At 68.7% G+C, this 13759-nt stretch carries 15 protein-coding genes, 1 pseudogene and 1 riboswitch; of the genes and pseudogenes, 9 read left to right on the forward strand and 7 right to left on the reverse strand.

Features of this window, described 5'->3' with window-relative positions; all coding sequences use genetic code 11:
* The coding region (locus ACWELJ_RS29760; RefSeq protein ID WP_452369430.1) for a hypothetical protein at nucleotides 1–600 on the reverse strand (600 nt) is incomplete at its 3' end.
* 569 nt (nucleotides 601–1169) lie between these two features.
* Here ACWELJ_RS29760 and ACWELJ_RS29765 point away from each other — a divergent pair.
* The 3 genes from ACWELJ_RS29765 (at nucleotide 1170) to ACWELJ_RS29775 (ending at nucleotide 3446) form a co-directional block, all read left to right on the forward strand.
* Nucleotides 1170–1568, forward strand: a complete 399-nt coding sequence (locus ACWELJ_RS29765; protein WP_452369431.1) for a hypothetical protein — start codon at nucleotides 1170–1172, stop codon at nucleotides 1566–1568.
* 57 nt (nucleotides 1569–1625) lie between these two features.
* A complete protein-coding gene (locus ACWELJ_RS29770; protein ID WP_452369432.1) occupies nucleotides 1626–2246 on the forward strand; it encodes a TetR/AcrR family transcriptional regulator in 621 nt (206 codons plus the stop codon).
* Nucleotides 2247–2339: 93 nt separating this feature from the next.
* A riboswitch (M-box (ykoK) riboswitch) is annotated at nucleotides 2340–2513 on the forward strand.
* 219 nt (nucleotides 2514–2732) lie between these two features.
* The gene (locus tag ACWELJ_RS29775; protein WP_452369433.1) at nucleotides 2733–3446 is read left to right on the forward strand and encodes an MgtC/SapB family protein; all 714 of its coding nucleotides are present in this window, start codon (nucleotides 2733–2735) and stop codon (nucleotides 3444–3446) included.
* A 7-nt stretch (nucleotides 3447–3453) separates the two neighbouring features.
* On the opposite strand, the gene ACWELJ_RS29780 is transcribed toward ACWELJ_RS29775, so the two are convergent.
* Both ACWELJ_RS29780 and ACWELJ_RS29785 read right to left on the reverse strand, forming a co-directional pair.
* A complete protein-coding gene (locus tag ACWELJ_RS29780; RefSeq protein WP_452369434.1) occupies nucleotides 3454–4218 on the reverse strand; it encodes an SDR family NAD(P)-dependent oxidoreductase in 765 nt (254 codons plus the stop codon).
* A gap of 108 nt (nucleotides 4219–4326) precedes the next feature.
* A complete protein-coding gene (locus ACWELJ_RS29785) occupies nucleotides 4327–5166 on the reverse strand; it encodes a helix-turn-helix transcriptional regulator (protein ID WP_452369435.1) in 840 nt (279 codons plus the stop codon).
* A gap of 83 nt (nucleotides 5167–5249) precedes the next feature.
* On the opposite strand from ACWELJ_RS29785, the gene mraY reads away from it, so the two are divergent.
* Entirely contained in the window at nucleotides 5250–6335 is a 1086-nt protein-coding gene (gene mraY, locus ACWELJ_RS29790) for a phospho-N-acetylmuramoyl-pentapeptide-transferase (protein ID WP_452369436.1), read from the forward strand.
* 93 nt (nucleotides 6336–6428) lie between these two features.
* Here mraY and ACWELJ_RS29795 read toward each other — a convergent pair whose 3' ends face one another.
* Nucleotides 6429–7958: a DHA2 family efflux MFS transporter permease subunit gene (locus ACWELJ_RS29795; protein ID WP_452369443.1), complete on the reverse strand. Its 1530-nt coding sequence runs from the start codon at nucleotides 7956–7958 to the stop codon at nucleotides 6429–6431.
* A 233-nt stretch (nucleotides 7959–8191) separates the two neighbouring features.
* On the opposite strand from ACWELJ_RS29795, the gene ACWELJ_RS29800 reads away from it, so the two are divergent.
* The 5 genes from ACWELJ_RS29800 to ACWELJ_RS29820 all read left to right on the forward strand — a co-directional run bounded on the left by ACWELJ_RS29800 (nucleotide 8192) and on the right by ACWELJ_RS29820 (nucleotide 12213).
* Entirely contained in the window at nucleotides 8192–8410 is a 219-nt protein-coding gene (locus ACWELJ_RS29800; RefSeq protein WP_452369437.1) for a hypothetical protein, read from the forward strand.
* A 47-nt stretch (nucleotides 8411–8457) separates the two neighbouring features.
* The gene (locus tag ACWELJ_RS29805) at nucleotides 8458–9564 is read left to right on the forward strand and encodes an SPFH domain-containing protein (protein ID WP_452369438.1); all 1107 of its coding nucleotides are present in this window, start codon (nucleotides 8458–8460) and stop codon (nucleotides 9562–9564) included.
* 61 nt (nucleotides 9565–9625) lie between these two features.
* A complete protein-coding gene (locus tag ACWELJ_RS29810; protein ID WP_452369444.1) occupies nucleotides 9626–10003 on the forward strand; it encodes a cold-shock protein in 378 nt (125 codons plus the stop codon).
* 51 nt (nucleotides 10004–10054) lie between these two features.
* Nucleotides 10055–11155, forward strand: coding sequence for an ATP-dependent DNA ligase (locus ACWELJ_RS29815; protein WP_452369439.1), 1101 nt, complete (start codon nucleotides 10055–10057; stop codon nucleotides 11153–11155).
* Nucleotides 11152–12213 (forward strand): DNA polymerase domain-containing protein, encoded by a 1062-nt coding sequence (locus tag ACWELJ_RS29820; RefSeq protein WP_452369440.1) that lies wholly within the window; start codon nucleotides 11152–11154, stop codon nucleotides 12211–12213. The genes ACWELJ_RS29815 and ACWELJ_RS29820 overlap by 4 nt, the downstream gene beginning before the upstream one ends.
* Nucleotides 12214–12246: 33 nt before the next feature.
* On the opposite strand, the gene ACWELJ_RS29825 is transcribed toward ACWELJ_RS29820, so the two are convergent.
* The 3 genes and pseudogenes from ACWELJ_RS29825 to ACWELJ_RS29835 form a co-directional block, all read right to left on the reverse strand.
* Nucleotides 12247–13002, reverse strand: coding sequence for an SDR family NAD(P)-dependent oxidoreductase (locus ACWELJ_RS29825; protein WP_452369441.1), 756 nt, complete (start codon nucleotides 13000–13002; stop codon nucleotides 12247–12249).
* A 30-nt stretch (nucleotides 13003–13032) separates the two neighbouring features.
* Nucleotides 13033–13419, reverse strand: a complete 387-nt coding sequence (locus ACWELJ_RS29830; RefSeq protein WP_452369442.1) for an MmyB family transcriptional regulator — start codon at nucleotides 13417–13419, stop codon at nucleotides 13033–13035.
* Nucleotides 13404–13616: pseudogene (locus ACWELJ_RS29835) on the reverse strand (hypothetical protein); the annotation flags it as partial. The pseudogene ACWELJ_RS29835 and the gene ACWELJ_RS29830, both read right to left, overlap by 16 nt.
* Nucleotides 13617–13759 lie beyond the last annotated feature (143 nt).

The raw sequence follows: 13759 nt of genomic DNA on the forward strand, positions 1-13759 counted from the left end.
GCGATCAGCCAGCTGATCACCTACATCAACGGCCTGGCCAAACAGCTCAGCGGCTTCGTCAACGTCGCCGCGGGCGGGGCGGCGGGGCGGTTCCTCGGTCCGGGTCTGGCGGCGGGCCGGCTGCTCGGCCGCGCGCCATTGGTGATGTTCGGCGACCTCGTAGGGCTCGGCCTCGTGATGCTCGGGCCCGCCGTTGCGGTCGGCCATGGCGCGTGCCGACCACCGGATGGCGTAGGCGACCCAGAAGCACGGCAACGACGCGGCCAGGAAGATCGCTCCCGCGGCGAGCAATCCGGAGCCGACGCCGAGCACCAGCAACTCCCAGCGCGGGTAGCAGGTGGCGGTGCCCGTGCAGTCGCCGTAGGTCCGCCGGCCGTACTCCCAGGCGAACAGGCCCGCACCCGAGCCGAGGGTCGAGGCGAGCAGGAAGTTGGCGATGTACCAGCAGCGCACCAGTTTCCGGGCGAAGATGAGCGCACCGAGCTGCCCGGAGCCGAGGCTGTCCGCGATGTCGTCCCCGACGCCCAGATGCCGGCCCCAGCCCGACGGCTCGGCGGGGTCGGCTACGGCGGAGTTACTGGCATACCGGCGTGCGGTCATCCTGCGCGATCCTTCTGCACCTCGAACAGTCCACCGGCACAGGTTGATTCGCAATGCCTACCCGAACTGAATCCAAACTGGGTCGATCATTGCAGCGTCGCGGCGTTCGCGCCGTCCTTGTGGCGGAATCGGCGCTTATGAGACGGCGTCGCCGGGCCGGGATCGGGGGTCGGCCCGGCGACGCCGGGGTTCGCGGCGCCCGCTGCGCGGCGGGGACGCGGGGCGGCGAGTCTCGGGGAAGAGGACTCGCGCGGTGTCCGGTCACCGCTGGGTGTCTGCGCTTCGTCACCCGGGCGATTCGGACAATCGGAACGTTAGCGATGCGGTAACTGAATTGCGCTGCGAGCGTGCGAATTAGGGGATCATTAGGGGAACCCCGGGCTTTCGGCGTCGATGCTGGACAGCCGACTGATTGCCGGAGATCACGAATTGCGTTGGCGGGGTGACCGGTTCGCACCGAGTGGTCCGATCCGCGCGTGTCGGGGGTGCTGAACACCGACACTGCGTATATGCGCCAATGGCGTCGCAGTGTTCTCATTCATCCCGTTCGTCTGGGGAGATGATCGACAATGATCCGCTCACGCACTTCGGTCGCGTCCGTGTTCGCCACCTGCAGCGCCGCGGCCGCGGCGCTCGTGCTCGCCGCGCCCGACGCGGCGGCGTATGTCAGCAGCGTGACCATCGCGACCGGCACCAGCATCGGCGGCGGCTACGGCACCAACTGCTCCTACACGCTCACCGTCAACGGCAGCCCGAACGAGTACGTGTGGCTCTACGACAGCGCATCGTCGACCTTCACTCCGCAGCAGTTCGGTCTGGGCAGCGGCGGCACCGCCACCTCGAGCTGGACACCGACGGCCACCGGCACCCATTACGTGCAGGCCTGGACCTACAACGGCTCGCAGTGGGCGACGGTCACCGTCGGCACCGGCATCAACCTCGGCAGCGCGTGCGTGGTCACCAAATAAGCCGGTCCGGGTCCGGGTGTGCGCTCCCACCCGGCCCCGGGCATTACTCTTGACCCGGTGCAGACCGAGCAGCCTCCCGCCGAGGAGCCCCGCATCTGGGGTGGAACGACCCTCACCGAACGCCGTGAGGCGCGCCGCACCGCGCTGCTCGAGGCCGCACTGGACCTGATCGGCGAGTCGGGGGCGGGCGCGGTCACCATGCGCGCGGTGTGCCGGCGCGCCACGCTGACCGACCGGTATTTCTACGAATCCTTCGCCAGCCGCGACGAACTGCTCGATGTGCTCTACCGCCAGATCGCCGAGGAGTTCCTGGATCCGATGACCGCGTTCGCCGTCGCCGATGACCCCGATCGGGATCGCGCGCTGTCGGAAACACTGGTGGACAAGGTGCTGCAGGATCCGCGCAAGTCGCGGCTGTTCCTGGTGGAGCCGTATTCGTCGACGGGGCTGGGCCAGACCACGATCGCGGTGATGCCGGCGTTCACCCGCCTGATCCAGGATCACCTGTTCGCCCATATCGATGATCCGGTGCGGCGGCGGCTGGCCGCGGTCACCATGGCCAGCGGTAACGCCGGCATGTTCTCGGCGTGGCTCAACGGCACGCTGCGCGCCACGCGCGATCAGATCGTGGACCATCTGGTGGCGACCATCGACGCCTATCGCGGCATGTATCGCTGACCCCGCCACCGGCGTGTTCGCGGAGTGGATGCGGGCGAGCGCGGCCATATCGAGTTGCCAGGCGCGCCGCGGGGGTGTTTACTCGCTGACGCAAGGTGCCGTCGTTAGCTGAGGCTCCTTCACGGATACAGGCCGGCGATCCCGAACGTCGAGAGACGCCCCGGATCAGGACAGGCTTCCCCGAGCTAAGGGGATGCCCCGACCGGCTCCCGCCCTGGTGGCGGGTTACGCCGTGGAGTGCTGAAGGTCTTACGAGGGGTGGTACCCGTGCCGGCGATTCCCCGCCGGTCCCACTCCCCCGGCATGCACGCGACCCCGCGGTCGCGCGGTGCGAGTGTGTGAGGAGGTGGTGGTCGTGCCCGATGGACCGGACCGAGTTCCGTTAGCCAATCGTTCACCAGGCGACACTCCCTCAATCCTTCGGCCGCTGCCGCACACCCGGTAGCGTCGCTGTCCGAGTGCGCCGTCATCCGCTGGGAGATCGAGATGACCACCTGGGAAATGCTGCTCCGCCTGGCCACCGGCGTCGGGTTGGGCGCGATCATCGGATTCGAGCGCCAGTTCCGGGCCCGCATGGCCGGGCTGCGCACCAACGCGCTGGTCGCCGCCGGTGCGACCCTGTTCGTGCTGCTGTCGGCGCACGGCTTCAACGGCGCCTCCGCCGACCCGACCCGGGTTGCGGCGCAGATCGTTTCGGGTATCGGCTTTTTGGGCGCGGGTGTGATCCTGCGTGACGGGTTCAATATCCGCGGCCTCAATACCGCTGCGACACTGTGGTGTTCGGCCGCTGTCGGCGCGCTGGCGGGCGCGGGCATGTACTCGACGGCCGCGGCGGGCACGGTCGCGGTGGTGGTGGTCAATACCGCGTTGCGGACGGTGGCCCGGTCGGTGGATCGTCCGCTCGCCGACGGCACCGACGCCGAGTACGCGTTGTACGCCTTCCACGCCGATACCGACGACGCGCACGAGGCGCAGGTGCGCGCGCTGCTGGTGCAGTCGTTGACCCGCACCGATTTCAGCCTGGTGTCGATTTCCAGTCATGACACCTCGCCGGGGCGGGTGCAGGTGCGGGCCGAACTCACCGGCGATCGTCGCGACGATCGCCAGATGGAGTCCGCGGTGAGCCGGTTGAGCCTGGAGCCGTCGGTGACCAGTGTCGGCTGGCGCACGGTGGCGCGGCCGGTGGAAACCGAGCAGTGAGCCGTCCTCACACCATGGCGGTAGGGATGACGGTGGTGAGGCCGCCGTCGACGAGCAGGTCCTGGCCGGTGATGTAGGAGGCGTCGGCGGAGGCCAGGAACGCGACCGCGGCCGCCACATCGTCGGAGGTGCCGATGCGGGCGAGCGCGACCCGCGAGGCCGCGTCGGCCTGGGTTCGCGGGGTGGTTTCGGCGCGGAAGGCGGGGGTGTCGGTGTAGCCGGGGCTGACGGAGTTGACGCGAATTCCCTTGGGGGCCAGTTCGGCGGCGAGGGTGCGGGCCAAGGTGTGCACGGCGGCTTTGGTGGCGGTGTAGAGCGCGGTGCCCGGCGCGCCGCGGTAGGTGGCGAACGAGGCGTTGATGACGATCGCACCGCCCGCCGACAGCAGCGGCAGGGCGTGCTGGATGGTGAAGAACGCCGAGGTGAAGTTGAGGGCGACGATCCGATCGAATTCCTCGGGCGTGACGGCGGTGAACGGCTGGAACGCACCGATACCCGCGTTGACGAACAGCACGTCCAGGCGTCCGAAGCGTTCGGTGACGGTGCGGGTCAGCGCGGCGAGGTCCTCGGTGTCGGTGACGTCGCCGGCGACGGCGACGGCGTGTTCGCCGAGCTCGGCGACGGCGGCGTCGAGACGGCTCTTGTCGCGCCCGGTGATGATCACCTGCGCGCCTTCGGCGATGAGGCGCCGCGCGGTGGCCAGCCCCATGCCGCTGCTGCCCCCGGTGATGAGGGCGATCTTGTTGTGGAAGCGGGATCCGTTGTGCGTCATGGCTTCAGCGTGCCGGGGCGCGGCGCGGGTAAACAGTGCGCGTTTATCGTGGGTGTGCCACCACCACCCTGGCGCGGGCCAGGGGTCCCGGCATTGCCGCGGTGTCGCTCACGCGGGTGCTGCCAGGCGCAGCCGGTGCAGGCGGTCGAGGGCGTCGGCGGTGCCGGTCCGCGGGCGCGGGTTGTAGAGCACGACGTGCTGGTCGGGGCGGTCGGCGAGGGTCAGGGTGGTGGCGTCGAAGTGCAGTTCGCCCACTTCGGGATGCCGCAGCGCGTTGACGGCTTGAGCGGGGGCGCCGACGTCGTGGCGCGACCACAGGTGCGCGAATTCGGGGCTGCGGCGAGACAGGTCGGTGATGACGGCGTCGAAGCCGGGGTCGCCGGGGCAGGGGGCGGAGTCGGCGCGGTAGGCGGCGACGACGGCGGGGGCGGCTCGGGTCCAGTGGTCGGTCATGGCCAGGTAGCGCGGGCTGGTGAAGTAGGTGATCAGGCAGTTGTGGCCGGGGCCTTGGTAGCCGAAAACGGCGCGGGCGGCGTCGTTGTAGGCCAGCACGGTCCAGTAGCGGTCGCGCAGGACGGCGGGGCGGGGTTCCCAGGCGTCGAGCAGGTTTCGGGTTTCGGGGGTGATGTCGCCACCGGCGGCGCCCGAGCGGCAGGGTGGGTTGAGCCCGGCCAGGACGTAGAGGTGGCCGCGTTCGGTGTCGTCGAGCAGCAGGGCGGCGGCGATGGCGTCGAGGACGTCGGTGGAGACGGTGATGTCGCGGCCCTGTTCGAGCCAGGTGTACCAGGACACGCCGACTCCGGCGAGGACGGCGACTTCCTCGCGGCGCAGTCCGGGGGTGCGGCGGCGGCCGGCGGCGGGGAGCCCGACCCGCTCGGGGGTGATGCGGGCGCGTCTGTCGCGCAGGAATTCTCGCAGTTGGTCGCGGCGCGCACCCGGGGTGGTCATATCTCACGCTAACAATCACGGGGGGCCGTTTCGTTCCGGCGGCGGTTAGCATGTGACCGGATTTCGGGTTTCGAGGGGGTGCGATGCGGCAGATTCTGGTGGCGGCGCTGGTGGCGCTGGTGGTGTCGATCACGGTGACGCCGTTGCTGATTCGCGTGTTCACCCGGCGGCGGTGGGGGCAGGCGATCCGGTCCGACGGCCCGGCGAGTCATCTGTCCAAGCGGGGCACCCCGACCATGGGCGGGCTGGCGATCCTGGTCGCGATCTGGTGCGGGTACGGGGCGGCGACGCTGGTGGGGCGGCATTTCGACGGGCGGGGCGCGTCGGCGTCGGGGCTGCTGGTGCTGGGGTTGGCGACGGCATTGGGGGCGGTGGGGTTCGCCGATGACGCGATCAAGCTGACCCAGCGGCGCTCGCTGGGGTTGACGGCGTCGGGCAAGATGGTCGGGCAGTTGTGCGCGGCGGTGGTGTTCGGGGTGCTGGCGTTGCGGTTTCGCGGCGGGTCGGGGCTGACGCCGGGCAGCAAGCAGATCTCGATCGTGCGCGATATCTCCACGGTGTCGCTGGCGGTGGCGGGGTTTCTGCTGGTGGCGTGCACCATCGTGGTGGCGTGGTCGAACGCGGTCAATATCACCGACGGCCTGGACGGTCTGGCGGCGGGTTCGGTGGGGTTGGCGCTGGGTTCGTATGTGCTGATCACGTTTTGGCAGTACGCGCACGCGTGCGCGACCAAGGCGGTGCCGGGCTGCTACACGGTGCGTGATCCGCTGGATCTGTCGGTGGTGTGCGCGGCGGGCGCGGCGGCGTGTGTGGGGTTCCTGTGGTGGAACGCGGCTCCGGCGAAGATCTTCATGGGTGACACCGGGTCGCTGGCGTTGGGCGGGCTGCTGGCCGGGTTGTCGATCACCACGCGCACCGAGCTGCTGATGGTGGCGGTGGGCGCGTTGTTCGTGGCCGAGATCGCGTCGGTGGCGTTGCAGATCGTCATGTTCCGCACCACGCGCACGCGGGTGTTCAAGATGGCTCCGTTCCATCATCATTTCGAGTTGACCGGGTGGCCGGAGACCACGGTGATCATCCGGTTCTGGCTGCTGGCGGCGATCGCGGCGGCGACGGGGTTGTTGTTCTTCTACACCGAGCACCTGGCCGCGTCGGGGCCGCGGCACTGAGCAGGCAGCGGTATCGACACACGCGAAAGCCCACCCGGGGCAATGGTTTCCGGGTGGGCTTTCGGCGGTGTTCTCTCAGTGCACGACGTTTTCTCAGTGCACGACCGCGGGCGCGTCGGCCGCGGCCGGCGTGGCGGGTTTGGAGCGGGGCAGGAAGAACGCCGGGATCAGCGTCGCCAGCAGCAGCACGGTGGCCACCACGAAGGTGTGGGCGAACGCCTGGGCGGCTTGGTCGAAGCCGTCGGCGAGGACCTGCGGCGGGACCTGCTGGGCGATGCGCGGATCGTAGTGGGATCCGATGGCCATCTTGGCTTCGGGCCGGTGGTTGAGCAGGGTGGTCAGCACCACGGAAATGGTTGCGGTGCCGATGGATCCGGCGGTCTGGTTGACGATGTTCATCAGGGTGGACCCGCGCGCGACCTCGCCGTGGGTGAGGGTCTGGATGGCGGCGGTCATGGTCGGCATCATGGTGCAGCCCATGCCCAGACCCATGACGAACAGCACCCCGCACAGCAGCGGGTAGGGGGTGTCGGCCTTGACCTGGGTGAGCGCGGCCATCGACAGCGCCATGATGGAGATGCCGGTGAGCACGATCTTGCCGGGGCCGATCTTGTCGACCAGTCGTCCGGCGATGGGCATGGTCAGCATCGCGCCCAGGCCTTGCGGTGCGATGAGCAGGCCGGCGGCCAGGGTGGACTCGCCGCGCACCTGCTGCAGATACGACGGCAGCAGCAGCCCGGACCCGAAGAACGCCATGGCGAACAGGGTCATGGTGAGCACCGCGAAGCGCAGCGACTTGTTCTTGAACAGGCGCAGGTCGATGAGCGGGTGCTCGGTGCGCAGGGCGTGGAAGACGAACGCGACGAGCAGGGCCGCGCCGATGATGGCGGGGATGAGCACCTTGGCCGACTTGACGGTGCCCTCACCGGGGATGGAGGACACGCCGAACAGGAAGGCGGCCAGGCCGGGTGAGGCGAGCAGCATGCCCAGGAAGTCGAAGCTCTGCGACGGTTCGGGATTGTCGCGCGGGAAGATCGTGTAGGCCAGGATCAGCGCGATGATGCCGATGGGCAGGTTGATCAGGAAGATCCAGTGCCAGCTGAAGGAGTCGATGAGCCAGCCGCCCAGGATGGGTCCGCCGATGGGGCCCAGCAGCATGGGCACGCCGAGCACGGCCATGACGCGGCCGATGCGGGTGGGGCCCGCGGCGTGGGTCATGATCGTCATGCCCAAGGGCATGAGCATGCCGCCGCCGAGGCCCTGGATGACGCGGAAGGCGATGAGGGACTCGATGTTCCAGGCCGTCGAGCACAGCACCGAGCCGATCACGAAGAACACCAGCGCCATCATGTAGAGGCGTTTGGTGCCGAATCGGTCCGCGGCCCAGCCGGTGAGCGGGATGACGGTGGCCAGCGCGAGGGTGTAGCCGGTCATGGACCAGGCGGCGATGGCGTAGGTGGTGTCGAAGTCGTGCTGGAAGGTGGGGATGGCGACGGTCACCACGGTGACGTCGAGGATCGACATGATGGCGCCGAGCACCACGACACCGGCGATTTTGAAGACGCCGATGTCCAGCTTGTCGTCGGCGGAGTCGGCCGCCTTGGTATCCGGAGGGGTGGTCACCGCTTCAGCCTGCCAGCCGGTCGGTGCGGACACCAGCACATTTTTCTCTCGGCGTGGATCGGAATGCTCATCGGCGGGTCCTTCCTGCCGTGCGATGGTCGCTCCGGAATGGAATCACCGAATCATACCGAGCGGTAGCAAACATTGGGCGACCGCGCAGCGACCCGGGCAGCGTCTCGGACGCGCGTACGCTGGCGTTCTCGGCAATCCCCCCGGGCGAGGAGAACATCGCGATGACCGACCCGGTAGTGGGCCTGACCGGTACGCTGACCTCGCCGATCCGGGGCGCGGGAGCCCTCGGGGAGGTCCTGGTCGCCATCCGAGGGGGAACCGAGCTCTACATCGCGCGCGCGGACGAGCCGCTGCCCGCCGGTGCGCCGGTCCTGGTGGTCGCCGCTCATCCCGGTCGTATCGTCGATGTTGTTGCGTGGGTCCCGCTTCCGGGCGATTGATTGTTCGAAAAACGATTTCGAACCATGTTCGAGGGGAGTCACACACGATGCTGGGTTATCACGTTCCCGATCCCGATGAGGCGATGCTGGTCAGCGGCGGCCGCCACGGCAAGGACGGCGGCGCGCCGTTCCGGGTGATCATCGGTCACGGCGCCTGGGTGGTGCCGCTGTTCCGCAAGGTGCGGTATCTGTCGCTGGCGATGTTCGAGGCCGAGATCGGCGAACGCTGCGTCACCAAGCAGGCCATCCAGCTCGATGTGCGGGCGGTGATCGCGTTCAAGGTCGCCAACGACACCCAGTCGATCGTCAATGCGGCGCAACGGTTCCTGTCCGAGCAGGAGAAGGAGATGAGCGTGCTGACCGGGCGCATCTTCTCCGGTCATCTGCGCTCGATCGTGGGCTCGATGACGGTCGAGGAGATCATCCGCGAGCGCCAGAAGCTGGCCGACGAGGTGCTGGTGGCCTCGAAGGTGGAGATGAGCAATATCGGGCTGTGGGTGGACTCGTTCCAGATCCAGCACATCGACGACGGCAATCTGGGCTATATCGCGGCCCTGGCCGCCCCGCACAACGCGGCGGTGCAGCGCGACGCGCAGATCGCGCAGGCCGCCGCGGCCCAGCTGGCCGCCCAGGCCGAGCAGGAGTCCCAGCGCAAGCAGGCCGAATATCAGCGTGAGACCGCGATCCTCAAGGCGGAGTATCAGCGCGATATCGACAAGGCCAATGCCCAAGCCGCGCAGGCGGGTCCGCTCGCGCAGGCCACCGCCATGCAGGAGGTGCTCGCCGCCCAGGCCGAGCAGGCGCGCAAGCAGGCCGAGCTGCGTGAGCAGCAGTTGCAGGCCGAGGTGGTCAAACCCGCTCTGGCAGAGGCGGATCGGGTGCGCATCCTGGCCGAGGCCGAGGCCGATCGCACCCGGATCCAGGCCGAGGCGGCGGCGTCGAACAATCGGATCGCGCTCGATCAGCTGCTCATCGAGCAGTTGCCCGAGATCGTCAAGCAGGCCGCGGGCGGGTTGTCGAAGGCGAACCTGACGGTGCTCAACGGTCCCGACGGGGTGTCGGAGATCGTCAACGGGATGGTGGGCCAGGGCTTGACGGTCTTCAATTCGTTGCAAAAGGCACTTTCCTCCAACAATGATCAGCCCGCGGACTAGAGTGACCGCGAGAGGGACGCGGCGACGAGGAGCGGGTGTTTAGGTGTCCATCGGGAAATTGGTGTCGTTCGACAGCTCTCGGGGTTTCGGGTTCATCCGTCCGGAAGACGGCGGCCCGGATGTGTTCGTGCATGTCAACGACATCGGGCTGGACGAGGACGAGCTGCGCCAGGGGCGGGTTTTCGAATTCGATGTGACCGAGGGTGATCGGGGTCCCAAGGCGATCAATCTGGCGGTGGTGCCGGGTCAGGCGGCGGCGCCGGTGCGGCACAAGGGTAAGGAGCATCGCGCCTCGGGGCAGATGAGCGCGGCCGAGCATCGCCGGCTGATCACCGAACTGCTGCTGGACGCCTCGCCGCAGCTGACGGCGGCGGAGATCATCACGATTCGCGACCGGCTCACTACGTTCGCCGATGCGCACGGGTGGCTCGAAAACTGACCGGTTCGCATTACGATCGGTCTCGGATCCGCCGCGAACCGAGGAGGCCGTGTGCAGTTACCCGTCATGCCGCCGGTGAAACCGATGCTGGCCAAATCGGTGTCGGAGCTGCCCCGGGATCCGGGGCTGCGGTTCGAACCGAAATGGGACGGCTTCCGCTGCATCGTCTTCCGCGACGGTGACGAGATCGAGCTGGGTTCCCGCAATGATCGGCCCCTGACCCGGTATTTCCCCGAACTGGTGGAACTACTGGGTCAGGCGCTGCCGCCGCGGTGCGTGGTGGACGGGGAGATCGTGGTCGTCACCGCGAACGGCCTGGATTTCGACACGCTGCAGCAGCGGCTGCATCCGGCGGCGTCGCGGGTGAAGAAGCTGGCGGCGGAGACCCCGGCCAGTTTCGTGGGCTTCGACCTGCTGGCGTTGGGTGACGATGATCTGACCGGGCGGCCGTTCACCGAGCGGCGCGCACTGCTCGAGACGGTGCTCGACGGCACGCACGCGGGCACGCATCTGACCCCGATCACCGATGACCCCGATATCGCCGCGGACTGGTTCACCCGGTTCGAGGGCGCGGGGTTCGACGGGGTGATGGCCAAGGCGTCGGATCTGGCGTATCTGCAGGACAAGCGGGTGATGCTCAAGATCAAGCATGAACGCACCGCCGATTGCGTGGTGGCCGGGTTCCGCTGGCACAAGGACGGCCAGGGCGTGGGGTCGTTGCTGCTGGGGCTGTTCGACGAGGACGGCAATCTGCATCATGTCGGGGTGGCGTCGTCGTTCACCGCGGCGCGGCGCAAGGAACTGGTCGACGAGCTGGCGCCGTTGCGGGAGAATGCCCTCGCGGATCATCCGTGGCGCTCGTGGGCCGATGCCGCCGCCCAGGCCAAGGCCGACGGGAAGATGCCGGGCGGGGTGAGCCGCTGGACCGGCGGCAAGGATCTGTCGTGGGAGGCGCTGCGCCCGGAGCTGGTGGCCGAGGTGCGCTATGAGCATGTGATGGCCGGGCGGTTCCGCCACGGCGGGCGGCTGGTGCGCTTCCGCGGCGACCGCACCCCCGTATCGTGCACCTACGCCCAGCTCGACGAGGTCGCGCCCGCGGAGCTGGCCGATATTTTCGCCGAGGCCAGGAATTCGGAAGGAAACGCGCGGTGAGTGATGCGGTGCGGATCGAGGTGGCCGGGCGGACGGTGTCGATCTCCAATCCGGGCAAGGTGTATTTCTCCAAGCGCGGAGACACCAAGCTGGATCTGGTGAATTACTATCTGGCCGTTGCCGATCCGATCATGCGGACCATCGGCGGACGGCCGGTGCTGCTGGAGCGTTATCCGGATGGGGCGTCGGGCAAGTCGTGGTTCCAGAAGCGGGTGCCGTCCTCGGCGCCGGACTGGCTGACCACCACGGTGGTGTCCACCCCCAACGGCACCACCAGCGACGCGCTGGTCGCGGTGGACATGGCCCATATTCTGTGGGCGGTCAATCTGGGCTGCTTGGGTTTTCACGTCTGGCCCACCCACGCCGGCGCCGAGGCCGCCTCGACGTTCCCGCCGGTCCTCGACGCCGCCGGGAACGTGCTGCCGCCGACCGGTGTCACCGATGAGCTGCGCATCGATCTGGATCCCTCCCCCGGCATCGGTTTCGACGATCTGCGCGCCGCGGCGTTCGCGACCCGCGAGTTGTGCACCGAACTCGGTATCGATGTGCGGGTGAAGACCTCCGGCTCGCGCGGTCTGCACCTGTACGCGATGCTGGAACCGAACTGGGACGGCTACCAGGTCCGCGCCGCCGCGGTCGCGCTGGCTCGCGAACTCGAACGCCGCCACCCCGACGACATCACCGCCGCCTGGTGGAAGGAGGAACGCGGCTCACGGGTGTTCGTCGATTTCAACCAGAACGCCCCGCACAAAACGGTTTTCGGCGCCTGGTGCGCCCGCCCGAAGGTCGGCGCCCAGGTCTCCACCCCGATCTCGTGGGACGAGCTGGCGACCATCGTCCCCGACGACCTCACCATCGCCACCGTCCCCGCCCGCGTCGCCGAATTGGGCGACCCGTGGGCCGACCGCACCCCGCAGTCCCTGACTCCCCTCCTGGAGATGTCGGACAAGGACATGGCCGCGGGCCTGATGGACGCCCCGTGGCCGCCGGTGTATCCGAAGATGCCCAACGAGCCCCCGCGCGTGCAGCCGAGCAAGGCCCGCAAGGACACCGACTAGCGCCACCGCACGTGGCGAGGGATTCCTACCACGTCACCGATTCGGCACGGAGCCGACCAGCCCGCCGTCGATCACCAGATCTTGGCCGGTGATGTAGGAGGCGTCGTCGGAGGCCAGGAACGCGACCGCGGCGGCGACGTCGTCCGCGTGGCCGACCGTCCCCAGCGGGACCTGCGCGGCGTTGCGCTCGTCGGCTTCCGGATCGGCGTTGGCGCTGCGGTACATCTCCGTATCGATGAAGCCGGGACTGACGGAGTTGACGCGAATTCCGCGCGGGGCCAGGTCGGAGCCGAGCGTCCGGGCGAGATTGTGGACCGCGGCTTTGGTCGCCGAATACACCGACGCGATCGGTAGTCCGCGATGCAGTGTCCACGAGGCGTTGAGGATGATCGCGCCGCCCTCCCGCAACAGCGGCACCGCCTTCTGCACGGTGAAGAACACGCCTTTGAAATTGACGTCGCTGGAGTGATCGAAGTCGGCTTCGGTGAGTTCGGCGCTGGGCTTGAATACGCCCGTGCCGGCGTTGGCGAAGACGGCGTCGAGGCTGCCGCGCCAGGTCTCGATGCGGCGCATCAGGGCGTCGAGGTCGGTCAGGTTCGCGGCGTCGGCCCGCACGGCCAGCAGGCGTTCGCCCGCGGCGAGCGTCTCGACCGCGGTGGCGAGGCGGCGGTCGTCGCGGCCGGTGATGATGACGTAGGCGCCCTCGTCGAGCAGGCGCCGAGCCGTGGCCAGACCCATCCCGGAGGTACCGCCGGTGATCAGAACTGTTCGATTGGTGAATCTCTTCATGCATCCGATCGTGGGCCGCCGGCCTCGCGATCAGCAGTGCTGGTCGAACATGGGTCTGTCAGCACCACCCAGCAGCCCCGTGAGCCGCTGCTCGGTCGGGGTGTCGGCGGCCGGCGTATGCAGCATCAGCCGGTGACCCGGCAGCTCGGGCAGGGTCAGCGTGGTGTAGTCGAAGAGGAGTTCACCGACCTGCGCGTGCACGACGGCCTTCCTGCCGGAAGTGGCCGCACCGATGCCGTGTTCTGCCCAGATCTCGGCGAATTCCGCACTGGCGGAACACATGTTGGTCGCGATCCGGCCGAATTCCGGGTCGTCGGGGTAGCGCGCGGCATCGGCCCGGAACTGGCCCGCAGGACCCGCGCGATGGCGTCCAGCACGTCGGCGGAGATATTGATCTCCCGTCCCTGCTCCAGCCACGTGTACCAGGACACGCCCACCCCCGCCAGCACCGCGACCTCCTCGCGGCGCAAGCCCGGCGTGCGACGTCCGCGCGAGTCCCCGACGGCCATCCCGGCCGCGGCCGGTGTGATCCGAGCCCGCCGCGACCGCAGGAACTCCCGCATCTCGGCCGCGCGCCGCGCCCGGGCCTCAACGGGAAGCTTGGCGATCTCCATCAGCCCAGGGTAGATCCCCGATCCGCGACGGCCGCCCAGGCCCACTGCTAGATCGGCGATTTCGGGGGTACGGCCAGGAGTAGGGATGCGCGCCGGTCGAATTCGGCGGCCGACACCGCCGATCCCCCGAGGATCGGCGCCGG

Source organism: Nocardia sp. NPDC004582 (assembly GCF_053602115.1).

What these genes read in the sequence shown, in the direction of transcription:
- ACWELJ_RS29825 (WP_452369441.1), bottom strand. Translation starts at nt 13,002, where the DNA reads ATGAAGAGATTCACCAATCGAACAGTTCTGATCACCGGCGGTACCTCC.
- ACWELJ_RS29785 (WP_452369435.1), bottom strand. Translation starts at nt 5,166, where the DNA reads ATGACCACCCCGGGTGCGCGCCGCGACCAACTGCGAGAATTCCTGCGC.
- ACWELJ_RS29805 (WP_452369438.1), top strand. Translation starts at nt 8,458, where the DNA reads ATGCTGGGTTATCACGTTCCCGATCCCGATGAGGCGATGCTGGTCAGC.
- ACWELJ_RS29775 (WP_452369433.1), top strand. Translation starts at nt 2,733, where the DNA reads ATGACCACCTGGGAAATGCTGCTCCGCCTGGCCACCGGCGTCGGGTTG.
- ACWELJ_RS29800 (WP_452369437.1), top strand. Translation starts at nt 8,192, where the DNA reads ATGACCGACCCGGTAGTGGGCCTGACCGGTACGCTGACCTCGCCGATC.
- ACWELJ_RS29780 (WP_452369434.1), bottom strand. Translation starts at nt 4,218, where the DNA reads ATGACGCACAACGGATCCCGCTTCCACAACAAGATCGCCCTCATCACC.
- mraY (WP_452369436.1), top strand. Translation starts at nt 5,250, where the DNA reads ATGCGGCAGATTCTGGTGGCGGCGCTGGTGGCGCTGGTGGTGTCGATC.
- ACWELJ_RS29765 (WP_452369431.1), top strand. Translation starts at nt 1,170, where the DNA reads ATGATCCGCTCACGCACTTCGGTCGCGTCCGTGTTCGCCACCTGCAGC.